Annotated in this window: 23 protein-coding genes and 1 tRNA gene; 16 read left to right on the top strand and 8 right to left on the bottom strand. The window is 40.4% G+C overall.

Annotated elements, in window-relative coordinates:
* The first annotated feature begins 195 nt into the window (after positions 1-195).
* Both QL998_RS06370 and QL998_RS06365 read left to right on the top strand, forming a co-directional pair.
* Complete coding sequence (locus tag QL998_RS06370) at positions 196-1,026, top strand: SDR family NAD(P)-dependent oxidoreductase (RefSeq protein WP_002958854.1); 831 nt, start codon at positions 196-198, stop codon at positions 1,024-1,026.
* Positions 1,026-1,382 carry an antibiotic biosynthesis monooxygenase gene (locus tag QL998_RS06365; protein WP_002958855.1) on the top strand — a complete coding sequence of 119 codons (357 nt, stop codon included), beginning with the start codon at positions 1,026-1,028 and terminating at the stop codon, positions 1,380-1,382. Before QL998_RS06370 ends, QL998_RS06365 begins: the two co-directional genes overlap by 1 nt.
* 62 nt (positions 1,383-1,444) lie before the next feature.
* Here QL998_RS06365 and QL998_RS06360 read toward each other — a convergent pair whose 3' ends face one another.
* The gene (locus tag QL998_RS06360) at positions 1,445-1,687 is read right to left on the bottom strand and encodes a YdcH family protein (RefSeq protein WP_002958856.1); all 243 of its coding nucleotides are present in this window, start codon (positions 1,685-1,687) and stop codon (positions 1,445-1,447) included.
* Between the two features lie 552 nt (positions 1,688-2,239).
* Here QL998_RS06360 and QL998_RS06355 point away from each other — a divergent pair.
* The 8 genes from QL998_RS06355 (at position 2,240) to speD (ending at position 10,078) form a co-directional block, all read left to right on the top strand.
* Positions 2,240-2,821, top strand: a complete 582-nt coding sequence (locus QL998_RS06355) for an aminodeoxychorismate/anthranilate synthase component II (protein ID WP_024606492.1) — start codon at positions 2,240-2,242, stop codon at positions 2,819-2,821.
* Positions 2,822-2,864: 43 nt separating this feature from the next.
* Positions 2,865-4,025 (top strand): HDOD domain-containing protein, encoded by a 1,161-nt coding sequence (locus QL998_RS06350; RefSeq protein WP_024606491.1) that lies wholly within the window; start codon positions 2,865-2,867, stop codon positions 4,023-4,025.
* Positions 4,026-4,404: 379 nt separating this feature from the next.
* Complete coding sequence (locus QL998_RS06345; RefSeq protein ID WP_024606490.1) at positions 4,405-5,610, top strand: aspartate aminotransferase family protein; 1,206 nt, start codon at positions 4,405-4,407, stop codon at positions 5,608-5,610.
* Between the two features lie 85 nt (positions 5,611-5,695).
* Positions 5,696-6,712, top strand: coding sequence for an arginine N-succinyltransferase (gene astA / locus QL998_RS06340; protein WP_002958860.1), 1,017 nt, complete (start codon positions 5,696-5,698; stop codon positions 6,710-6,712).
* 15 nt (positions 6,713-6,727) lie between these two features.
* Entirely contained in the window at positions 6,728-8,197 is a 1,470-nt protein-coding gene (astD, locus tag QL998_RS06335; RefSeq protein ID WP_182752948.1) for a succinylglutamate-semialdehyde dehydrogenase, read from the top strand.
* 132 nt (positions 8,198-8,329) lie between these two features.
* The gene (locus QL998_RS06330; protein WP_282114676.1) at positions 8,330-8,677 is read left to right on the top strand and encodes a DUF3802 family protein; all 348 of its coding nucleotides are present in this window, start codon (positions 8,330-8,332) and stop codon (positions 8,675-8,677) included.
* 86 nt (positions 8,678-8,763) lie between these two features.
* Positions 8,764-9,177 (top strand): OsmC family protein, encoded by a 414-nt coding sequence (locus QL998_RS06325; RefSeq protein WP_002958863.1) that lies wholly within the window; start codon positions 8,764-8,766, stop codon positions 9,175-9,177.
* 88 nt (positions 9,178-9,265) lie between these two features.
* Positions 9,266-10,078 (top strand): adenosylmethionine decarboxylase, encoded by an 813-nt coding sequence (gene speD, locus QL998_RS06320; RefSeq protein WP_024597058.1) that lies wholly within the window; start codon positions 9,266-9,268, stop codon positions 10,076-10,078.
* 103 nt (positions 10,079-10,181) lie between these two features.
* On the opposite strand, the gene QL998_RS06315 is transcribed toward speD, so the two are convergent.
* On the bottom strand, positions 10,182-11,465 hold the full coding sequence (locus QL998_RS06315; protein WP_290192332.1) for an aromatic amino acid transport family protein: 1,284 nt from the start codon (positions 11,463-11,465) through the stop codon (positions 10,182-10,184).
* 446 nt (positions 11,466-11,911) lie between these two features.
* Between QL998_RS06315 and QL998_RS06310 the strand changes: the two genes are divergently transcribed.
* A complete protein-coding gene (locus QL998_RS06310) occupies positions 11,912-12,709 on the top strand; it encodes an alpha/beta hydrolase (protein WP_290192331.1) in 798 nt (265 codons plus the stop codon).
* Between the two features lie 244 nt (positions 12,710-12,953).
* Complete coding sequence (locus QL998_RS06305) at positions 12,954-14,357, top strand: P-loop NTPase fold protein (RefSeq protein ID WP_290192330.1); 1,404 nt, start codon at positions 12,954-12,956, stop codon at positions 14,355-14,357.
* Positions 14,358-14,429: 72 nt separating this feature from the next.
* Here QL998_RS06305 and cysQ read toward each other — a convergent pair whose 3' ends face one another.
* The 6 genes from cysQ to cysG are packed head-to-tail and all read right to left on the bottom strand — an operon-like array spanning position 14,430 to position 21,392.
* Positions 14,430-15,200 carry a 3'(2'),5'-bisphosphate nucleotidase CysQ gene (cysQ, locus tag QL998_RS06300; RefSeq protein ID WP_290192329.1) on the bottom strand — a complete coding sequence of 257 codons (771 nt, stop codon included), beginning with the start codon at positions 15,198-15,200 and terminating at the stop codon, positions 14,430-14,432.
* A 9-nt stretch (positions 15,201-15,209) separates the two neighbouring features.
* Complete coding sequence (cysC, locus tag QL998_RS06295) at positions 15,210-15,803, bottom strand: adenylyl-sulfate kinase (protein ID WP_010555008.1); 594 nt, start codon at positions 15,801-15,803, stop codon at positions 15,210-15,212.
* 32 nt (positions 15,804-15,835) lie between these two features.
* Positions 15,836-17,560: an SLC13 family permease gene (locus QL998_RS06290; protein WP_165743935.1), complete on the bottom strand. Its 1,725-nt coding sequence runs from the start codon at positions 17,558-17,560 to the stop codon at positions 15,836-15,838.
* A gap of 31 nt (positions 17,561-17,591) precedes the next feature.
* The gene (gene cysN, locus QL998_RS06285) at positions 17,592-19,016 is read right to left on the bottom strand and encodes a sulfate adenylyltransferase subunit CysN (RefSeq protein WP_182712487.1); all 1,425 of its coding nucleotides are present in this window, start codon (positions 19,014-19,016) and stop codon (positions 17,592-17,594) included.
* The gene (gene cysD / locus QL998_RS06280) at positions 19,016-19,915 is read right to left on the bottom strand and encodes a sulfate adenylyltransferase subunit CysD (protein ID WP_002958873.1); all 900 of its coding nucleotides are present in this window, start codon (positions 19,913-19,915) and stop codon (positions 19,016-19,018) included. Before cysD ends, cysN begins: the two co-directional genes overlap by 1 nt.
* 49 nt (positions 19,916-19,964) lie before the next feature.
* Entirely contained in the window at positions 19,965-21,392 is a 1,428-nt protein-coding gene (gene cysG, locus QL998_RS06275; RefSeq protein ID WP_002958874.1) for a siroheme synthase CysG, read from the bottom strand.
* Between the two features lie 450 nt (positions 21,393-21,842).
* Between cysG and deoC the strand changes: the two genes are divergently transcribed.
* From deoC to nusG, 4 genes are all read left to right on the top strand, one after another.
* Positions 21,843-22,586, top strand: coding sequence for a deoxyribose-phosphate aldolase (gene deoC / locus QL998_RS06270; RefSeq protein WP_290192328.1), 744 nt, complete (start codon positions 21,843-21,845; stop codon positions 22,584-22,586).
* Positions 22,587-22,734: 148 nt separating this feature from the next.
* A tRNA-Trp gene (locus tag QL998_RS06265) sits at positions 22,735-22,811 on the top strand.
* Positions 22,812-22,943: 132 nt separating this feature from the next.
* Positions 22,944-23,321 (top strand): preprotein translocase subunit SecE, encoded by a 378-nt coding sequence (secE, locus tag QL998_RS06260; RefSeq protein WP_002958877.1) that lies wholly within the window; start codon positions 22,944-22,946, stop codon positions 23,319-23,321.
* Positions 23,322-23,325: 4 nt separating this feature from the next.
* Positions 23,326-23,889 carry a transcription termination/antitermination protein NusG gene (nusG, locus tag QL998_RS06255; RefSeq protein WP_024600085.1) on the top strand — a complete coding sequence of 188 codons (564 nt, stop codon included), beginning with the start codon at positions 23,326-23,328 and terminating at the stop codon, positions 23,887-23,889.
* Positions 23,890-24,038: the final 149 nt, after the last annotated feature.

The raw sequence follows: 24,038 nt of genomic DNA, 5'->3' as shown, positions 1-24,038 counted from the left end.
GCTGGGTAATTCAAATAAAAGCATAAAAAACATTCAGCTTAAACACTTACCTGCCTTTTAAAGGAATGCTTTTATATTAACTAACATAGGCTTAGCTTTATCAATTAATTCTATAAACTGATTCAACTATTGGCCTAATTATCAGCAGTAAGTCGGGGTGCTAATATAGCGAAAATAAAGTAAGGAGAGATCAACATGAACAAAACAATTTTACTTACCGGCGCAACCGATGGCATTGGGCTAGAAACGGCAAAGATGTTATTAGCACAAGGTCACACCGTATTATTACATGGCCGCAGCCAAGCAAAGCTAAATGCGCTACAAGTAGCTTTAACCGAGCAATACCCAAATGCAAGTACACATACTTATATTGCTGATTTAAGCGATATGAGCCAAGTTCAAACTTTGGCAAAAAATGTATTAGCCGATTTGGCCGAAAATAATAACCAGCTTGACGTACTTATTAATAATGCAGGCGTTTATCAATTAGTTGATGCTACAACAATTGACGGCCTTGATGCTCGCTTTGTTGTAAACACGATTGCGCCATATCTTCTTACAAAACTATTGTTACCTGTTCTTGGTCATGATTCGCGAGTGGTTAATGTGTCATCAGCTGCGCAATCAAGCGTTAACTTAAATGCACTTATAGGTAACACTGAACTTTCTGATAGTGCGGCTTATGCACAAAGTAAATTGGCTATTACTATGTGGTCGCGTCATTTAGGGCTTGAGCTTAAAGATACTGGGCCATTAGTTGTATCGGTAAACCCTAAATCGTTACTGGGAAGCAAAATGGTAAAAGACGCTTACGGTATAGATGGTGGGGATTTAAAAATTGGCGCAAATATTTTTTGTCGCGCAGCGCTTAGTGATGAATTTAAAGATGCCGCAGGCCTGTATTTTGATAACGATACAGGACGCTTTGCGCCTCCTCATGTTGATGCACTTGATAATGCTAAAAATCAACAACTCGTAGATACGTTAGACAGTATTTTAGCACAGCTTAAATTAGGTAAAGCATAATGAAAAATCATGTTACCTGGACAGTACAAGGCCAAATTAAAGAAGGTAAATACGATGAGTTTTTACTGGTAATGGCACAATTAGTTACTTTGGCTAAAAGTGAAGCGGGCACTTTAATGTATGAGTGGACAGTAAGTGAAGACAAGCGCAATGTACATATTTACGAGCGTTACCAAGATGAAGATGCTGCTAAAGCGCATCTTGCTGGTTGGGGCGAAAGTGGCCCACTATTTTTAAGCGTAGTTGATATGGATAAAGTAACGGTATTTAGTCAATTATCAGAAGAGTTTGCACAAGCCTTTGCAGGCCCAAGCAGTGTATTTATGAAACCTGTGGGTGGCTTTGTAAAGTTTTAGAGAAAATACCCATTGTTGATCTAAAGAGCTCACCTCATCAGTGAGCTCTTTTTTTAGTGGCATTACTGCTCTTGCTGCAAGCGCTCGTATAGCCAATCTTTTAATTCTGTACGTTCGTGTTTTAATAGATGCATTTGTTCATCGCTTATGGGCGCATCTTTGAGCTCTAACACTCTAATCTCTTTATCTAGCTTGTCGTACTTATCTGCTTTTTTTGCAAATTCAGTATCGCTTTCATTTAACTCGGCAATGGTCTTTAAGTACTCTGGAAAGTCATTTGTTAATGAGTGGTCTTCGCCTAACATATTCGCTCCTTAGTAGGATATAAATGAGCTCACAAGTAAGTGAGTTGTATAAGTGAATTACTGCCTTTCATATAATACACTGGGGCTTACATAGATATAATTCAACCATCGAGCCGCTAATTTGATGTAGCACAAGCAATCTGTTTATTTTGCTCAGTAAGGCATTTCACCAAAGTATTTAATAGTGCGATCAATAAATGCACGTACTTTAGAGGTCAATAATTTATTGTTGGGGTATACAGCCTACGTAGGTGTGTTAACTACTCGCGAAAAGCTTAAAACTCGATATTATTGCTCAAGGTGCAAGGAATCTCTGGCTTGAGAGAATAAATTTAAATATCACCATGATTTAATACGTTAATAAATCTCTTAACCAGAGTTCGGGTTAAGTGAACCAGTACCCACTAAAGACTTTAAAGAACTTTTAGCAAAAACAGTTAATTTTTAACGCTTTTTGCTAATTTATGTTGGCTAGTTAATAGTGGTAGAATGCAACGCTTAGTACCGCTTGCGTGAAGTAAGTGGTCAATAATTTATAAGGTTTGTTGTGTAATGCTGTTAATGATCGATAACTACGATTCGTTTACTTACAACTTAGTGCAATATTTTCAGCGTTTAGATCAAGACGTTTTAGTAAAACGTAATGACGAGCTAAACATTGCACAAATAAAACAGTTAAACCCGCAGCACATCGTGTTATCGCCGGGACCATGCACGCCTAACGAAGCGGGTATTTCATTAAATGTTGTTGAGCAACTAAAAGGGCAATATCCTATTTTAGGGATTTGCTTGGGGCATCAAACTATCGCGCAAGCTTTGGGGGGAGATGTAATTCGTGCTAAAAAAGTTATGCACGGTAAAACATCACCCATAGTTCACACTAATAAAGGTGTGTTTAAAGGTTTAGCTAACCCGTTAACAGTATGTCGTTATCATTCTTTAGTGGTTAAAGCGCAAACTCTACCTAAAGAGCTTGAAGTAACAGCATGGACTCAGACTGAGCAAGGCGAGTTTGACGAAATTATGGGATTACTTCATAAAGAATTAGCAATCGAAGGTGTGCAGTTTCATCCCGAAGCTATTTTAACTGCTCAAGGCTTAGAACTGCTTGATAACTTTTTAACTCGCTTCTAATGTTATAATACACATAGCATTTTATACTTTATTAATGGATGTCATGACTGAACTTGTAGCCCAGCAGCGTACTGCCAAAATACTAAGCCAACGAGCTCATGACTTATTGCTTGGGCATAGCTTTGCGCATCAGCAAATTGGTTTCATTCATACATTAGATATAGATTACGGCGAACCCATGAAGCAGCGTACCTTGCTTCAGGTTGAAGTGGCCGCACAGAATAAACGCCAGCAAAGCAGTACTGCACATCATAAATATCGCGCGCAAGCAAGTGAGCAACTACACAAAACAATTGAAACAGCTATATATAAGCAGCTCGAAGATATAGATGGTGTAATTCATAGCACCATAGGTATTGAAGATGGCATTGCCAATATACTCGATATATTAGCGGTAAAGTCGGCATCGGTAGGGCGTTTAGAGCCATTGGTTAATGATTTAAGCTGGTTGGGTAGGGAGTTAGTAACGCTCGTTAATTTACCTTACTATCGTAATCAACGTAGTAAAAACACGTCTGTAAAAGTAGATAAGCCATCGCTTGCTCTTCGCTATATTGGTCTTGATAACTTACAGCTAGTTATACCTACATTTGCTGCGCGTCATTGGATGCCACATAGCACCGAGCCATTTTCATTATTAAAACGCCGGCTACGCGACAGCGCGATGGCAAACGCGATTGCTGCGCAAAAAATTGCACAAATTAATAATGTGAACGACGTTCATGCATTTACCCTTGGTATGCTTTTAGATGTAGGGCGAATTGCATTGGTGCGTTTGTACTTAAAAACGTTTGAGAAAGTATGGCAACGTAAAGTGCAGTTAGCCCGAAATGAAAACCAAAAAGATTTACACACCGCATTATTAGAGCTACAGCCCGACCCGCTATTTTTAACCACTCTACTTAGCAATAAGTCGATAGAGGTAAGCGCCAAAGTAATAGACAAAATGGCTTTTAAATATTTACCGTTTAAAGGTGTAATGCAGCAGCTAGTAAATGGGGTAGATAAGGGCGATACATTACTGCCGTTAACACAAGTAATGCTAAAGGCACGTTGCTACTCTCAATATCTTAATCTAAAAGAGCATCAACTTATTGAGCCTGACGAAACTCTAAGCTGGTTTTCGTACTTTAAGTTCACTAAAACGGAACTAAAAACCCTCCAATCGAGTAATTTTACCAATTTAGCTATTCAAATTGACTAAAAATCTGAATTTTTTGTTAATTTTTTTGCGACTAACCATTCATTCTCACTCTATTTTTATATTGCATATTTGCCGATTAAAGCGTGTGCGCCTCTGTACTCATGCGGTTAGTTGCCTAAAAATAAGCATAAATAGCTATGCAAATAGTTATTCACTATCTATGAAATAATATCTTTAGCCCTTTATTTTCAAGGGATACATGAAAGTTTTTAACGAGACAGATATAAGTAATTCTGAAATAATGTGCGTCTGAAAATTGAACCACAAAGCAATTTTGCGCAATTATCAGGTTACTGATCTTGCCTATAAAGTTGGTTACAAATATTAACCAAACACCTATTTTGATGTTTTGTGTTGCTCACAATTAAGAGGAAATAAAATGACAGTCAATCGCGAATTATTTGATCACGTAATGGTTCCTAACTACGCACCTTCAAGCGTAATTCCTGTTCGAGGCGAAGGCTCTCGCGTATGGGATCAACAAGGTCGAGAGTTTATCGACTTTGCTGGTGGTATTGCAGTTAACTGTCTTGGCCATTGCCACCCTGCATTAGTAGGCGCATTAAAAGAGCAAGGCGAAAAAATCTGGCATCTATCTAACGTAATGACCAATGAGCCGGCACTTCGCCTAGCTAAAAAAATGGTTGATGCGACATTTGCTGAAAAAGTTTACTTTGCCAACTCTGGCGCAGAAGCAAACGAAGCCGCGCTTAAATTAGCGCGTCGTTTTGCACTTGATAAGTTTGGCGCAGAAAAATCACAAATCATCGCGTTCAACAAAGGTTTCCACGGTCGTACATTCTTTACCGTAACTGTTGGCGGCCAAGCTGCATATTCAGATGGTTTTGGCCCTAAGCCTGGCGACATTATACATTGCGATTACAACGACCTAGCTGCTTTTGAAGCACTTATCAGCGATAAAACATGTGCCGTAATGATGGAACCTCTACAAGGTGAAGGCGGTATTGTTTCACCAACTGATGAGTTTGCTCAAGGTGTTCGCGATTTATGTACTAAACATAACGCACTGCTTATTTTTGATGAAGTTCAAACAGGTGTTGGTCGTACTGGCGATTTATATGCATACCAAGGCTTAAACGTAGTACCTGATATTTTAACTTCGGCTAAAGCACTTGGCGGCGGTTTTCCTATTGGCGCTATGATCACAACAACTGAAATTGCACAGCACCTTAAAGTAGGCACACATGGTTCTACTTATGGCGGTAACCCGCTTGCGTGTGCTGTTGCAGAAGCGGCATTTGATACAGTAAATACCCCAGAAGTACTGGCTGGCGTAAAAGAAAAAGCCGCATTATTTAATGAACTACTTAGCGCGGTTAACGAAAAATACAACGTATTTAGCGAAATCCGTGGCCAAGGTTTATTAATTGGTGCAGTAGTGAACGAGCAATACAAAGGTCGTGCAAAAGAGTTTTTAGTGGCAGGTACTGAGCAAGGCCTTATGTCACTAGTTGCCGGTGCAGACGTAGTACGTTTCACTCCATCTTTAGTAATTCCTGAAGCGGACATTCGCGAAGGTATGGCACGCTTTGAAAAAGCAGTAGCAAGCGTAGTAAACGCATAAGCGACTTAAGCCAACCAATTAAGGGCAAGCACCGCTTGCCCTGCAATTCCTATTTACCGTTATTTATAAGGGAGCAAGCGGACTCATGATGATCCTTCGCCCAATCCAGCAAAATGATTACTCAGCATTACTGAAAATTGCCCACGAATCTGGGCATGGTTTTACGTCTTTGCCATTAAACGAAGAACTATTGCAAAAGAAAATAGACCATTCTGTAAGTTCATTTGCTAAGCAAACGTCACAACCCGGTGACGAAGGCTACCTGTTTGTTCTTGAAGATAGCGAAACCGGTGATGTTGTAGGTACGTCTGCAATTGAAGCTGCGGTAGGGCTTGATGATGCATTTTATCATTATCACTTAAGTAAAGTGATTCACTCTTCGCGCACATTAGACGTATACAAAGCGGTTGATATTTTAACGCTATGTAACGACTACACAGGCGCTACAGAGCTTTGCACATTGTTTTTAAAAGATGGCTATCGTAAAAATTGTAACGGTAAGCTACTTTCCAAAGCGCGCTTTATGTTTATAAAGCAGCATCAAGAGCGTTTTGCACAAACAGTGATTGCAGAAATGCGCGGTGTGTCTGACGAAAACGGCAGTAGCCCTTTTTGGCAGTGGCTTGAAGAGCACTTTTTCTCAATGGATTTTCCAACAGCCGACTACCTAACAGGTATTGGCCAAAAGGTTTTCATTGCTGAACTAATGCCTAAATACCCAATTTATGTAAATTTGCTAAGTAAAGATGCGCAAGCCGTAATAGGTAAAGTACACGACAACACACGCCCAGCAATCGAGTTATTAAAAAGCGAAGGCTTTACGTTTAATGGCTACGTAGACATTTTTGACGGCGGCCCAACGGTTGAAGCAAAAGTAGATAACATTGCGACGATTCGTAATGCAAATAACTTTAACGTTGAAATTGGCGAAATGACTGGCGACACCATGGTGTTACTAGCTAACGAAAAGCTTGAAGATTTTAGAGCAACCGTTGCACCAATGACATTTGACGAGCGCGCAAAAAGCCTTATTTTATCGCAAGAAGTAGCAGATGCATTGCATTTGCAAACTGGCGATATTGTTAGTGCAACCACGATTTAATTTAGGAGAAAGTATATGACTCATCCTGCACAATTTATTAATGGTCAATGGTCACAAGGCCAAGGCACAGAATTTAATTCAGTAAACCCTGCAAATAACGACGTTATTTGGCAGGCATCATCAGCAACTGCGGCGCAAGTAGACACCGCAGTAAATGCAGCGCGCGAAGCGTTTTATGCATGGGCTGATAAAAGCTTTACTGAGCGTTTAGAAATAATTAAAGCATTCGCAGCGCAATTAAAAGAAAACAGCGAAGAGCTCGCTATTACTATCGCACAAGAAACAGGTAAGCCACTGTGGGAAACTCGCACAGAAGCGGGTGCTATGGTTGGTAAAATTGCCATTTCTGAAAAAGCATTTTTAGAGCGCACTGGCGACGTAGAAAACGCAATGCCACTTGGCCGTGCGATGATTCGTCATAAGCCACATGGGGTTGTAGCCGTATTTGGTCCGTATAACTTTCCGGGTCACTTACCTAATGGCCACATTGTGCCAGCGCTTTTAGCAGGTAACACGGTTGTATTTAAACCGTCTGAACTGACTCCTAAAGTTGCCGAGCTTACGCTTAAACTGTGGGAAAAAGCAGGCTTACCAGCCGGTGTAATCAACCTCATTCAAGGTGAAGTAGAAACGGGTAAAGCCCTTGCTGCTCACAAAGGGATTGATGGCTTGTTCTTTACGGGTTCTTCGCGTACTGGTCATATTTTACATGAACAGTTTGCGGGTCAACCGGGTAAAATTTTAGCGCTAGAAATGGGTGGTAATAATCCACTTATTATTACTGACGTTGAAGACACTAAAGCGGTTGTTCACGATATTATTCAATCAGCGTTTATTTCAAGCGGCCAGCGTTGTACATGTGCACGTAAACTGTTTTTACCTAAAGGTAGCAAAGGCGATGTAATTTTAGAGCGCCTTATCACTGCAACTAAAGCGATTAAAGTAGGTAACTACGATGATGCAGACCAGCCATTTATGGGCTCTATGATCTCATCAGCGGCAGCAGCGGGCATGGTTAAAGCGCAAAACGAGCTTGTTGAGCTTGGCGCTCAAGTATTAGTAGAGCTTGAGCACACAGCTAATACTGGCTTTGTAACACCAGGTATTATTGAGTGTACAAATATTAGTGACTTCCCAGATGAAGAGCATTTTGGACCACTTTTAAAAGTATTCCGCTTTGACGACTTTGACCAAGCCATTGATAAAGCAAACGATACAACCTTTGGTTTATCGGCTGGTTTATTAAGTGATAGTGCAGCAGATTACGACCATTTTTTACGTCGTATTCGCGCTGGTATTGTTAACTGGAACCGCCCAATTACTGGCGCGTCAAGCGCAGCACCATTTGGTGGTATTGGCGCATCGGGCAATCACAGAGCAAGCGCGTATTACGCAGCTGATTACTGTGCATACCCAGTTGCTTCAGTAGAGCTTGAAAAAGTAGCGATGCCAGCAACACTAAGCCCAGGCTTAAAAATAGATTAAGCAGTAATACTACTTAATCATTACAAAAGCAGCTTCGGCTGCTTTTTTTGTATTGCTATCGTACAAGGCTAGTAATTATCGACTCTTTCTGCTTAAATCAGCATAATTAAATATATTTAGGTGGTTCGCATAATGGTTTTAGATAGGCAAGGGTACGATGATTTGATCATGTATCTAACTCAAAATTTAGCATTGTTTGAGAAGCCAGGCGAAATAAAACCAGGCGCTCCAACAGTAATGGAATTAATCGAAGACGTCATTGCACAAAATGTGATGCTTATTTGCGAGCAGCACACAAACCTCAACACAGAGCAGCGTAGTCAAATTGTACGTGAAGTTGATGGCATAGTTTACGATTTAGAAGAAGTCCTCAGCAGCATCACCTCACAGCCTGTCACGGTTGAACAGCATGCCTTTATAGATGAATTTGCAGGTTTAGTAAAAAACCTCTTTGATAGCGCTTTAGCACAACAATCTTAGCCATTTTATAGCCCTGCGTTGCATTTTCATTTGCAACTACGGCTAAGTTGCTTACAATCAAGAAAATATTTTTTTGAGATATAACAATGCAAGCAAATGTAAAATGGGTTGAAGGCGATACGTTTATTGGCCGTTCTAATTCTAACCACAATGTTGTGTTTGATGGCGGTAGCGATAGCGCAGCACCAAGCCCAATGGAAATGGTTTTAATGTCAGTTGGCTGTTGCTCATCAGTTGATGTGGTTAGTATTTTAAAAAAAGCTAAACAAGATTTTTCAGACGTACAAGTGCAACTCAGTGCAGAACGCGCCGAAACAGCACCGCGCGTGTTTACCAAAATCAACTTACACTTTGTTGTTAAGGGTAATAATGTGTCTGAAAAGCACCTTGCACGTGCAGTTTCACTCTCTGCTGAAAAGTATTGCTCGGTTGCATTAATGCTTGATAAAACAGTAGAAATTACGCATAGCCACGAAGTTGTGCAAGATCAAGCAAAATAACGCTTTTTCCACGAGGAAAATTCGTATAAAATCCGCGAACTTTTCATTCTGCAGGTGCAGAACCCACTAATTTATAGGTTGGTTTATTATGAACAAACCCTTCGATAAACTTAAACTTCATGGCTTTAACAATTTAACCAAAAGTTTAAGCTTTAGTATTTATGATATTTGTTACGCAAAGACCGAGCAACAACGTAAAGAATATATTGAATATATCGATGAGCAGTACAGTGCAGATAGACTAACCGATATTTTAGGTGAAGTTGTTGATATTATTGGTGCTAACATTTTAAATGTAGCGCGCCAAGATTATGAACCGCAAGGCGCAAGTGTAACTATTTTGGTTTCAGAAGAACCAGTAGAAGAGCAGCAAAATTACGATGCTGACGAAGCACCAGGCCCATTACCTGATTCAGTTGTTGCACACCTAGATAAAAGCCACATTTGTGTACACACATACCCAGAAGCTCACCCTGATGATGGTATTTGTACATTCCGTGCTGATATTGAAGTATCTACCTGTGGCATTATTTCGCCACTTAAAGCGTTAAACTTCTTAATTCATAGCCTTGAGTCAGACGTAGTAACAATAGACTACCGCGTTCGTGGTTTTACCCGCGACATAAACGGTGTTAAGCACTACATTGATCATGCTATTAGCTCGATTCAAAACTTCATGACAGAAGATACCAAAGAAGCGTACCAAATGATGGACGTGAACGTGTATCAAGAAAACCTGTTCCATACTAAAATGATGTTAAAAGAAACCGACTTAAATACCTATTTATTCGGCCTTTCTACTGATGAGTTATCGGACGAAGAAGAAGACGAAATTCGCTCTAAGCTGACTCGCGAAATGCAAGAAATATTCTATGGCCGTAACCTGCCAGATACAGAATAATAGCAACGAATTAAATTAAAAATGGCGCTCAGTGAGCGCCATTTTTTTATGGCTAAAAAAGCCCAGCTAATTAAATTAGCTGGGCTTTTGAATATATAGCGTATTAATTAATCATGCTGTAAATAAGTGCAAATACAGCAAGTGAGCCAACCGCTAATATAAATAGCGTGCTTAATCGGTTGCGGTATTTATGAAGTGCAGGCACTTTATAAACTGCAATCATTGGCATGATGAATAAAATCATTGCGATGATAGGGCCCGATAACTGATCCATCATGTCTAAAATACTTGGGTTTTTAACAGCGCAAAACCAAATAGCTAAAAACATAATTAACACACCAATTTTATCGGCCGCTTTTGTGCTTAAGCTTGTTTGTTTAGTTACTAAACCCGTAAAGCTCTCACGTGCCCCTAAAAAGTGACCCAAAAACGACGATGTAATAGCAATAAAGGCAACAAGCGGCCCAAGTGTGGCAATAAACGAGTTATCAGTAATATTAGCAAGGTAGGATAAAACCGATACGTTAGCGGCTTTAGCCGCTGCCATTTGCTCGCCTGTAAGCGACAGCACGCAAGAGAACACAAATAACAGTACAAAGGTAATAAGTAGTAAGCTAGTGCGCTTTAAAATCGCCTCAGACTTATGTGTAGCTTGTTCACCGTAGTGACCGCGTTGCACGTTTACAAAGCTTGAGATAGCCGCTGCGTGGCTAAACGAAAACACAATAATAGGAATCGATAACCACAATGTTTTTCCAAAGCTGCCCATTTCAGGCATTGTCATATCTGGCATTTGCCAACTTGGGATTAAATAAAGTGATAAAAAGAACAATATACCCACAAGCGGGTAAACTAAAATAGCAAAGGCACGCAGCATTAAGCGCTCGCCGCCCATCATTAAGCTAATCATACCTGCAACTAATACACCCGAAAGCAACACGCGAGAAGGTGATTCCATCCCCATTTGATTAACCATAAAGCTATCAACGGTATTAGTTAAGCCCACACCGTAAATAAGCAAAATTGGGAATATAGATAAAAAGTATAATAAAGAAATTAACCGCCCCGCAGTCACACCAAAGTGCTCTTCAACTACATCGGTAAAATCGGCATCTTTATTTTTTGATGAAAGTACAAAACGCGCTAATCCACGGTGTGCACAAAAGGTCATTGGAAATGCTAAGCATGCCAAAATAATTAACGGCCAAAAACCGCCAATGCCAATATTAATAGGTAAAAATAAAATACCCGCACCAACGGCGGTACCAAAAAGGCTTAAAGTCCACTGCGTATCGTGCAGGTTCCATTTAGAAGTGGGTGTGTTTGAAGGTGTGTGTGCACCTGTTGTTGATGCATTTGAAAGCGTTGCATCTTGAGATGTTGTCATGTGTGTGTTTATCCATTATTTAAATAACAATCGCGCGCAAGAATATAGTTTTTAGCTAAAAATTTCATGTTTTGAGAGGATTTGTAGACTAATTAATTAGACCAAATTGAAGGGTAAGTGTCATGAATACGAAACAGCGGTGTAAAAGTGAGCAACACCCTTAAGCGGCAGCACCACATTATAATTTTAAAGTAGGTTGGTTTGAGGGCAGCGAAACCCAACACGCTATAGTGTCACGCGAGCAGCAAAGCCGAGGTAGGCGGTTTTCATAACGTAAAAATAGGGACTGGTCATTTTTATTGGTTTTCATTTAAAAATCAGAATCTGCACCGAAAAGCTGTTAAGTAGAAGCCATTGATCTGAACTTCATAAGAGATTTTTATTAAACTCCGTTATACTTCCTGTAATTGAATATGCCAAACGAAGTAAATAGGCCACTAACTGCAATGAGCAAAGAGATTCTCTTCCATACTACTTTTGCGCACGAAACCAGTAAAACATGGGTTGTATTTGTCCATGGAGCAGGTGGTAGCTCGGCAATTTGGTTTTGTCAGCTTAAGGCCTATAAAAAAGAATATAATGTGTTGTTGCTAGATCTTCGTGGTCACGGTAAATCGAATAACTTAGTACAAAACTTTGTTGATAATAATTATTCATTTAATAATGTCTCTAAAGACATCATTGATGTGTTAGATCATAACAATATCACCAGCGCACACTTTGTTGGTATTTCATTGGGCACAATACTCATTCGAAATATTGCTGAAATTGCGCCGCAATATGTTTCTAGCATGGTGCTAGGTGGAGCGGTTACTCGTTTTAATACGCGCAGTAATACATTGGTTTATTTAGGTAATACTTTTAAACACTTCTTGCCTTATATGTGGCTGTATCGTTTATTTGCTTTTATTATGATGCCTAAAAAGCGCCATAAAGAATCTCGACTTTTGTTTGTTCGTGAAGCAAAACGCTTGTGCCAAAAAGAGTTTATAAAATGGTTTAAATTAGCCATGGACGTAAATCCTTTAATGCAATACTTCAAAGAAAAAGACATTGATATTCCCATTCTTTACATTATGGGCAAAGAAGATCATATGTTCCTTGGCCCTGTTAAAGAAATGGTAAAGCGCCATAAAAATAGCGTACTGCAAACTATTCACCATTGCGGCCATGTTTGTAATGTGGAACGTCCTGACTTATTTAATCAGCACTCGCTTGCGTTTATCGCCCAGCAAAATCGTTAAGGGTTGTAGAAGGAATAGCCTACTCCATCTTTTTGACTTTCCTCCTAAACTAAAAATAAAACCTGATCTAAAGGGATTATTATGAGTGTGGTATGTAGTAATCGAGAAGGTAATAAAAACGCATGCTTTTTTGCTTGCACATTACTATTGAGAAGCAATGTTTACATTAGAGCTTTCTGATGTGAATATAAGATTAGTTTTTTGAGTTGACCTTTCAATGCTGGAATCGGAGAAGAATACATAAATGGAATTTAAATCACATAAAATAATTATTGATCCAAACGACCCTTTTGAGAATGACAAGCTTGGACGAAAACCTCATATCGAAAACTTTACTACACTCCTCAAAAACATTAGCTCACCGATTGTTTTATCCGTGAATGCTCCTTGGGGGCAAGGTAAAACTACATTTTTGGAGATGTTAAAAGCTAACCTACAAATAAATGATTGTTCGGCAATTTACTTTAGTGCCTGGGAAACTGATTTCGTTAATGATCCACTGCAAGCATTTCTGGGCGAGGTTAATAAAAAAATAGAGTCTCTTGTTGAGGGAGATAAAGAGAAAAGTAAAGCATGGGTTAATGCAAAGAGTGCAGGTGCACAAATTTTAAAAAAAGGTTTACCCGTGTTAGTAAAGCTTGCTACTGCTGGAATAATTGACGCTGAAAAAGTAATTGAAGCTGAAGCAGCCAAATTCACGGAGGGATTATCTAAAGATTTTTTGGATGATTATACAAAGAGTAAAGAGGCTATTACTTCATTTAAAGAGAATGTATCAAAAGCTTTAAAAAATGAAGATGGAGCTACAAGCCAATTATTTATTATTATTGATGAATTGGATCGGTGCAGACCTACTTACGCAATTGAGTTACTAGAGAGAATAAAACATCTTTTAGATATTGAAGGTCTTGTATTTGTAATTGCAATGGACAAACTTCAGCTGTCTCATAGTGTTAAAGGGGTCTATGGTGCAGGGTTTGAAGCAATGGGTTATCTTAGGCGGTTTATTGATATTGAGTATATTTTACCTGAGAGTGATTTAGACGCATTTATAGAACAGCTTTATATAATATTTGAGTTTGATATTTTCTTTCAGAAAAGAACTCAATACCAAGCATTTAGATACGAAAAAGATCACTTAAAGAATACCTTTAAACTATTGGCAAAAGCTAAAAAACTGTCTTTAAGGGAAGTAGAGCAGTTATTTGCGAAAGTAAATTTAGTAGTTAAATCTACAGCGGAAAATGTGTGTCTACATCCTGACTTACTAGCATTCTTGATTGTAGCTAAAGAGTACTATTACGGAAGCTATAGTGGGTATATTAATGGAGGAGATACACCAGAAAAGCTGATTCAAGTTCTTCATTCAATAACCCCTAGTTTGAAATCAATAGATTCTAGAGCGTGCGCAGTAATTGAAAGTTCTTTAATTGGTGCAAAAAACGACAGATACCACGGTAATATTGGAGACGCACTAAAGCACCATGAGGATATGATTTCTGATGAAAGTTCTAGTACAGAAGAACAAGGCTATTCGAATGATGTGATACAATTAACAAAAAGTTTTGACGGGTTTCGTAATTCAATTAATTTAGAGAGCTTAAAGCAGAGGATAGAAATGTTAGAAAGCTTCAAATTTAATAGTTAAAATAAATTACTACTGTAGTTAAGCTATCACTTATCTTGCTGACAACTGATAGCTAACCACTCAAAACTGCTCTTATCCCTCTAAAGCCGAAACCACAAAATACGGATTTAAGTACTCATCTTTAGTGTTATAAATAAGCGGGCTGCCATCAAGCTTAGTGACTTTAGCACCGGCTATTTCGGCGATTGCATGGCCTGCACCTGTATCCCATTCGCAAGTTGGACCTAAGCGCGGGTAAATATCGGCGCTGCCCTCAGCGACTAAACAGAGTTTTAGTGAGCTGCCTTTAGACACCATTTCAACCTCATCAAAGCGTTTCACAAACTCGGCTAAATCGGGTGATGGGTGCGAGCGACTGCCTACAACACGAATTAACCCTTTGTTAGGTTTAGTTGTTACTTTAAGCTCAATTCGCTCATCGCCTTTATCTTTAAATGCGCCAATGGCTTCGGCAGCTAAGTACGATACGCCAAGGGCAGGTGCATCTACTACGGCTAAAATAGGAATGCCGTTTTTAATTAGGGCGATGTTTACGGTAAATTCACCGTTCTTTTTGATAAATTCTTTAGTGCCGTCGATTGGGTCAACTAACCAGTAGCTTTTCCACGTTTGGCGTACATCCCAGCTTATGTCGGCGTTTTCTTCACTGAGTATTGGAATATCAGGTGTGAGCTGTTGAAGCCCTGCCACAATCAGTTTATGAGCTGCTAAATCGGCGTCGGTTACGGGGCTTTCATCGGCTTTGTACTCAACGTTAAAATCCTTTTCGTAAATTCCCATTATCGCTTGGCCTGCTTTGCGGGCAAGGATGAGGGTTTCTTCTAGCAGTTCGGTTTGATTCATGGGGTTAACCTATATTATGTGCTTTTGTTTTAGATACGTTATCAGTTGTGTAACCGATTGGTCTAGGGTGTTTTTACTTGTATCTAAAATTATTTCTGGATTGTTTGGCACTTCGTAGCTTGAATCGATACCAGTGAAGTGTTTTATCTCTCCAGCGCGGGCTTTTTTGTATAAGCCTTTTGGATCGCGGCTTTCGCATACATCCAGTGGGGTATCGATAAATACTTCAATAAACTCGCCGTCATCTACTAAGCTGCGCACCATGTCGCGTTCTGCTCTAAAAGGCGATATAAACGCAGTAAGTACTAACAAGCCAGCGTCGGTCATTAGTTTTGCGGTTTCGCCTACGCGGCGTATGTTTTCAATGCGGTCTTCGTCGCTAAAGCCTAGATCTTTACACAAACCGTGGCGTACGTTGTCGCCATCGAGCAGGTAAGTGTGCGTACCTTGCTGATTAAGCGCCGCTTCTAGTGCGTTTGCTACGGTGCTTTTGCCAGAGCCTGAAAAGCCGGTAAACCATAAAATAGCGGGCTTATGTTTTTTTTGCTCACTACGCTGTGCTTTTGTCGTTGCGTAGTTATGCCAAACTATATTTTCATCCATAGTGAGAGTCTCTTATGCTGTGAGCGCAGGTATTAAAACGGAAATACCAGCGGGATCAGGGTTAATACCGTGATTGAATAAATAATAGAAAGGGGTAAGCCCATCACTATGTAATCTTTTAAGCGATAGTTACCCGCGCTATAAACCATTAGGTTAGTTTGATACCCAAATGGCGATATAAAGCTGGCTGATGCGCCAAAGGCAACCGCCATAATAAACGGTAGTGGGTCTACATTAAAACCAACCGCGAGCGAGTAAGCAACAGGGAACGACAAGGCAGCTGCTGCGTTATTAGTAATAAGCTCGGTAAATAATACGGTCATTAAAAATATGGCAATAAACGCGCCGTACGGACCAAAGTCGCCAAGTACCATAAACATGGCGTCGGATATTTGCCCGGCAAGTCCGGTGCCTATCATTAATTTAGCAAGGCCAATGGCGCTACCTACAACCACCAATAACTCGATAGGGAAACGGCGTTTTACTTCGTTAAGTTTTATGGTGCCACTGAGCATTAAGCCAATCAGTAACACTAATAAGCCTTTAACTAGCGGCACTATGCCAATAATGCTTAAACCCAGTACTGCAGCAAAGCTTAGTAGCACAATGTTTGATTGTTTAGGCGCAAGGTGGGCTTGTAAGTCAAACCCTGAAATATACACAAATTCGCGCTTTAAATTAGGCAAAGTGTAAAAGTTTTTGCCTGGTGCGAGTATAAGTGAGTCGCCAGCTTGTAATTGCACTTGCCCAAGGCCGCCTTGTAAGCGGTCATGTCCACGGCGAATGGCAATAACGGCTGCATGAAACTGCTCTCTAAAGCGGGCTTCTTTTACGGTTTTACCAATAAATTTTGAAGATTGACTTACGACTACTTCTACTAAGTGTTCTATGTCTTTTTGATGATTCTCGTGCACTACTTTTAAACCGTCGAAACGGGTAAGTAATGGCACCGATTTTATGTCACCTACAAACAGCAGCACGTCGTCTTTTTGAATAATTTGCTGTGGAGTGACTGCGCAAATGCGGCTCTCGTCGCGAATAATTTCAGCAAGGAATAAGTCTTTTAAATCACGTAGGCCGTTTTCTTCTACGGTTTGGCCTATTAATTTTGAGCTTGCTTGTACTTTACCTTCTAGGTAAAAAGGCACGACTTCTTGGTCGCTTTTACCGTTGTCGGGTAAGTATTTAAGCATCACTAAAATGGTAATTAGGCCTACGCTTAACGCGCCTAAACCCACTAAGGTAAAGTCAAAAAAGCCCAGCGGTTCCATTCCCGCATCTACTGCAAAGCCATTAACGATTAAGTTGGTTGATGTACCAATAAGCGTAATGGTGCCGCCCAAAATAGCAGTGTACGACAGCGGTAATAATAGCTTTGAAGGGGAGTGATTAGGGTTGTCTTTTATCGCGGTAATAAGCGATGCAACAACGGCAGTATTGTTAGTAAACGACGATAAAAAGGCGGTTGATAACCCTAATTTTGTTACCGATTTTACTAAACTACCTTTAGATAGCGATTGCGCTAACTTTTGAATTAGGGTGGTTTTTTCTATTGCGGTCGACACTAACACCAACAGTACTAAAGTGATAAGCGACGGGTTAGCGTAGTTAACTAACATACTTTCAAGATCAATTAGCCCTGCTAAGTAGCTGGTACCAATAGCGCTTACAAATAACCATGCTGGATTAATACGGGTGCCAAAAAGGCACCCGACTAAGGTAAGCATAATGCCTGTTAAAACGAGCTGTTCTACCATGCTTTTAAATTCCTAACAGGCTAAAGTTAACTTATAACTTAGAAATATCAAGCGCTTGCCAATGCGGGAAGTGCTTGCGTACTAAGCTGTTAAATTCAACTTCAAATTCGCTAAAGTTACTTTGCTTTGTTTGGCTTTGCAGTACTTGCTCAATCATACCGGCAGCAACAGTTAGGTTTGATAAGCGATCGATTAGGATAAACGAGCCTGTTTCGTGATTGCTGTGGTACTCGTCTGCCAAAATAGTTTCGGTTAGTTCAAGCGTTACAATCGCAATTTCGTTTAACTGCAGTGAGTCGCTAGTGCCGTGCTCAAGCGTGTTTACATCAATTGTGTAGTCAATCTTTTTAACAATAGCTGAGGTGTTTTTGCTACCTAGTTTTAGGTTATAGCTTTTACCTAACACTAATGGCGATTCATGCATCCACACAATTTTAGCTTGCAACTGGTTAGTTACAGCGGCCGTTGAATTTGCAGGTACGATTACATCACCTCGGCTAATATCAATTTCGTTATTTAGGGTAACGGTAATTGCTTGGCCTGCTTCGGCGCTGTCTAGGTTGCCATCAAAGGTAACAATTTCTTTAATGCTTGATGTTTTACCCGACGGTAATACTCTTATAGCATCGCCTACGTGCATCTTGCCCGATGTCAGTGTGCCCTGAAAACCACGGAAGTTTAAGTTAGGACGCACGACATATTGCACCGGTAGGCGCGCTTCAAAGCCTGTATCTATTTCGGCTGCTGGCGAATCTTCTAGTAACTCTAGTAGCGGCTTGTCGGTGTAATACGGTGTATGTGCAGAGCGTGTTACTACGTTGTCGCCTTTAAGCGCCGACATAGGCACAAACTTAATGTTTGATACGTTAAGTTGCTCAGCAAATTTAAGGTAATCGGCCTTAATTTTTTCATACACGGTTTCGTCAAAATCAACGATATCCATTTTATTAACGGCAACAACAAACTGCTTAATGCCCAGCGAGTCACAAATAAAGCTATGGCGCTTAGTTTGTACTTGTACGCCGTAACGCGCATCAACCAAAATAATGGCGACATCGCTTGTTGATGCACCGGTTACCATGTTGCGCGTGTATTGCTCGTGCCCAGGTGTGTCGGCAATAATAAATTTACGCTTAGCCGTTGAAAAGTAACGGTACGCTACGTCAATGGTAATACCTTGCTCACGCTCAGCTTGTAGGCCATCAACTAATAAAGCAAGGTCAAGATCTTCACCTGCATTACCTACTTTCTCGTTATCTTTATGAAGGGCAGCTAGCTGATCTTCATAAATTTGGTGGCTGTCGTGCAGTAGGCGGCCAATCAGTGTTGATTTACCGTCATCTACGCTGCCACAAGTAAGCATGCGTAATAAGCTTTTGTCTTGTTGGCGTGCTAGGTAGGCGTCTATGCCTATTTCTTTTACTTCGTTAAATGTATCGTTATTTTGGCTAGACATTAAAAATACCCCTCACGTTTTTTCTTCTCCATTGAGCCGGCTGAATCATGGTCAATAACACGACCTTCACGTTCAGATGACGTAGATAGCAGCATTTCTTCGATGATTTCGGTTAAAGTACTGGCTGTTGATTCAACTGCACCGGTAAGTGGGTAGCAGCCTAATGTACGAAAACGTACAGATTTCATTTGCGGTACTTCACCTTCATTAAGAGGCATACGCTCATCGTCAACCATAATCAAAGTACCGTCGCGCTCAACTACTGGGCGATCTTTAGCTAGGTACAATGGCACCATTTCGATGTTTTCTTGATAAATGTATTGCCAAATATCAAGCTCAGTCCAGTTAGATAATGGGAAAACACGAATGCTCTCACCCGGATTAACTTGGCTGTTGTAGGTATTCCAAAGCTCTGGGCGTTGGTTTTTAGGGTCCCAACGGTGGTGTTTGTCGCGGAACGAATAAACACGCTCTTTTGCGCGTGACTTTTCTTCGTCTCGGCGTGCGCCACCGAATGCTGCATCAAAGCCGTATTTATCTAGCGCTTGCTTTAAGCCTTGGGTTTTCATTATGTCGGTATGTTTACCCGAGCCATGCGTAAACGGGCCTACGCCCATTTCAATGCCTTCTGGATTTTTGTGTACCAGTAGATCAAAGCCGTATTCTTTAGCTATACGGTCGCGAAACTCAATCATTTCACGAAACTTCCAGTTGGTGTCTACGTGTAATAACGGAAACGGAATTTTTGCAGGGTAAAATGCTTTACGCGCTAAGTGCAAAAGTACCGACGAATCTTTACCAATAGAGTAAAGCATTACTGGGTTCTCAAACTCAGCGGCGACTTCGCGCATGATTTTGATACTTTCAGCTTCAAGTTGCTGAAGGTGAGTTAAAGCCATTGTTAGTCGTCCTACTAAAATGATTAAAAGTTACAAATTTAAAATTCGGTTATGTATTTGATACATCTGTTAGCGGCTGTGCAAAGCTGCTTGTTTGCTCGTTTTTCCCAAACCACGCTAGTTGCGAGTGCAGGGCGGCTACTTCACCAATAATGAGTAGCGCAGGCGATATAATGCTGTTGCGTTCAATTAAGTCAGCAAGTTCGCCTAATTGGCCTGTTACTACACGCTGATTTTTACGTGTACCGTTTTCGATAATGGCAACAGGGGTGTCGGCTTTGCGGCCATGTTTTAAAAGCTCGCCTTGTATGTGCGGCGATTTAATTACGCCCATGTAAATAGCCAGCGTTTGATTTGCTTTTGCCAGCGATTGCCAATCAAGTTCTTGACCGTCTTTTTTACAGTGGCCAGTTACAAATTGAATGGCTTGTGCATGGTCGCGATGCGTAAGCGGAATACCCGCGTAAGCACTACAACCTGCAGCGGCTGTAATACCTGGAACAATTTGATAATTTACGTTGTTAGCAGCCAGTACTTGTACTTCTTCGCCACCACGGCCATAAATAAACGGGTCACCACCTTTAATGCGGCACACTTTTTTGCCTTGTTTAGCAAGGTCGACCAGCATTTGGTTGGTATCTTCTTGAACAACACTATGATCGCCCAAACGTTTACCTACACAAATAAGGTCAGCATCGCGGCGCACTAGTTCCATAATTTCGTCAGAGACTAAAAAGTCGTAAACGACGACGTCGGCTTGTTGCATAAGTTGCAGTGCTTTAAGTGTTAAAAGCTCTGGATCGCCAGGGCCTGCACCTACTACATATACTTCGCCTTCAGGTTCTGCTTTTGCATCTAGCATTTGCTCTAGTTGCTGCTGTGCGGCTTGGGTATCGCCGGTTTGTACTTTACTCACAACAGATGAGTCGAACACGCCTTCCCAAAATTGGCGGCGGTCTGAAAAATGCTTAAAGCGTTTTTTTACTTTGTCTCTAAAGCCACCGACAAGTGTTGCAAGTGGGCCAATATGATGTGGAATAAGAGTTTCGAGCTTTTCGCGTAAGCGACGTGCAAGTACGGGCGCTGTGCCAGCACTTGATATAGCAATCGTAATTGGGTCACGGTCTACAATGGATGGAAATATAAACGTACATTTAGGTTGGTCATCAACCACGTTTACAAACACATTGCGGGCATTGGCAAGTTCAAATACGTTGTTGTTTACTTCATCGCGGTCGGTTGCTGCAATAACAAGCATTTTGCCATCAAGGTGCGATTCATCAAAATAAGCATCAATAAGCGTTACTTCATTATTATGTGCATGCTCTTTTAGTTCGTCGCAAAACCAAGGTGCTACTAAAGTAACGCTTGCTCTCGCTTTTAAAAACGCGCGACATTTGCGTAATGCGACCTCTCCACCGCCAACAACCAATACTGGTTTGTTGTCGAGTTTGGTAAAGATAGGTAAATACTGCACGTTAATAAGACCCCTAAACAAATTCAAATATAAGAAAACGCTTTATTCTGATAAGCAGAATATAGCGGCTATCAATAAGTAAAAAATAATTAAAACCAAGTTGATATAACCAAAAGTTATAATAGGTGGGCTTTTTAGGCCTAAGAGTTAGTTAACAAGGGATTGCGCCGAGTTACAAGTGAAATATACAGCTTATAGTGTTTGGTTATGAGCTATAGCGAGTTTGATTTAATTTGTTAATATGGAGACATATTCTATTTTGTACTTATACCAATTGCATTAAATTAGTGATCTATTATAGCGACAAGAAAATAGCTCAATAACAAGGCTAAAATTATGATACATAGTTGTTCTATATAAATAATTTTTAACGTAGTTAGTGAGTTATTTAATACGCTAAAATGATTATTTTTTTAATAAAATTGGTATTACATAAGCAACGGAGCTCTAATGACACAACACCAAAAAGATGCCGCATTAGCAGTCGCACTGATGGATTTAACAAGCTTAAACACTAGCGATACCAGCAAAAGCATTCAAGCGCTTGTTGATAGTATAAACCCGACGCTGGGCACGCCTGCCGCAGTATGTGTTTACAGCGACTTTGTTGATGATGCAAAAATAGCACTCGCAGCACGTGAGCTTAACCACGTAAAAGTTGCAACGGTCACTAATTTTCCAACGGGTGATGCACCACTGAGTGATGTAATTAACGAAACACTTATTGCTATAGAGCGCGGCGCTGACGAAATTGACCTCGTTATCCCTTATAAAAAGTTAATAGCGGGCGATGTTCAAACAGTACTTAGCTATGTAAGCGAAAGTAAAAAAGTGTGTGGGTCGCATGCCCAGCTAAAAGTAATAATAGAAAGCGGCGAGCTAAAAACCGAAGCGCTCATAACACAAGCCACGAAGCTTGCAATTGAAGGCGGTGCTGATTTTGTAAAAACCAGTACGGGTAAAGTAGCCATTAATGCGACCCTTGAATCAACAAAAATTATGCTAACAGCCATTAAGAACTCGGATAAACGTGTTGGCTTTAAAGCTGCCGGTGGTGTTAAAACAGTGGCTGATGCTAGTGATTATTTAACGCTAGCACGCGCAATAATGGGTGATGATTATTTGCAAGCAAATACATTTAGGTTTGGCGCTTCAAGCTTGTTAAGTGACGTTTATAAAACCATAGGGAAATAATCAATATCTTTGGATTGTAGGTTTATCTAACCGATTAAATTATTAGCAGTTTAAACAATAATGTAATTAATTAATTAGATTTTCCAATGTGGGTATCTTTTAGGCTTGTGTTAATGAACTGCGTAAGTATAATAGGCATCCACTTTGCAGGGGCGTAGTTCCAATTGGTAGAACAGCGGTCTCCAAAACCGATGGTTGGGAGTTCGAATCTCTCCGCCCCTGCCAGTTTTACTTGTTATTTGAGTAGTCTGAGATTAAAAACCGGTTTAAATTAAGTCTGTTTTTAAGTTTAGATTTTAATGGATTAACCCTGCCGTAGTGTAGGGTTGTTGTGTCTGTAGTTAAGGTAATAATATTATGAGCACGAATGTAGAAACACCATCAAGTGCGATGGAGTCAGTAAAGTGGTTAGTAGCAATCGCGCTACTTGCAGGCGCAGTTGTTGGTAATCACATGTATGCAGATCAATCTGTATTACTACGTGCTATTGGCGTTGTTGTTGCAATAGCGGCCGGATTAGCAATTGCCTCGCAAACATTTAAGGGACGTAACTTTCTTGCTTTCGCTAAAGAAGCTCGAATTGAAGTACGCAAAGTTATTTGGCCAACGCGCCAAGAAACTACCCACACGACATTAATTGTAATGGTTGCAACAGTGATTATGGCACTTATCCTTTGGGGATTAGATGGCATTTTATTCCGCGCTGTAGGCTTTTTAACTGGATTGGAGATCTGATCCCATGTCGGATGAGAACGAGAACAAAGAAATTAAGTTACGTTGGTATGTAGTACAAGCCTTTTCTGGTTACGAAAAGCGTGTAGCTCAAACGTTAACTGAACACATTAAAATCGAAGGTCTTGAATCGAGCTTTGGTGAGATACTAGTACCAACTGAAGAAGTTGTTGAGATGCGCGCTGGCCAAAAGCGTAAATCTGAGCGTAAATTCTTTCCAGGTTATGTATTAGTACAAATGGATATGAACGACGCAAGCTGGCACTTAGTGAACAGCACTGAACGTGTAATGGGCTTTATTGGTGGAACGTCTGATCGTCCTGCTCCAATCAGTCCTAAAGAAGCAGAACGCATTCTTAATCGCCTTCAAGAAAATGCTGAAGCACCTAAACCTGCTACATTATTTGAACCAGGTGAAGTTGTTCGCGTTACTGATGGACCATTTGCAGATTTCAGTGGTGTAGTTGAAGAAGTTGACTACGAAAAGAGCCGCGTAAAAGTATCTGTACTTATTTTTGGTCGTTCTACGCCAGTTGAGCTTGAATTCGGTCAAGTTGAGCAAGATAAGTAATTGATTAAAAAAGCTTCGCTAATTTTTATTTAAATTTTGGCATGAAGCTTGAAAAAGGCCGCTGATTAACTTATAATCAGCGGCCTTTTGTATTAAGGTAAAATTTATTTTTACTGTGCAAAAAGTACGAAACCAATTTTTAAACTGGG

This window comes from Pseudoalteromonas sp. APC 3691 (assembly GCF_030408135.1).
GTDB lineage: Bacteria > Pseudomonadota > Gammaproteobacteria > Enterobacterales > Alteromonadaceae > Pseudoalteromonas.
The sequence above is the reverse complement of the archived record's forward strand: the minus strand, read 5'-3'. Positions and strand labels throughout refer to the sequence as shown.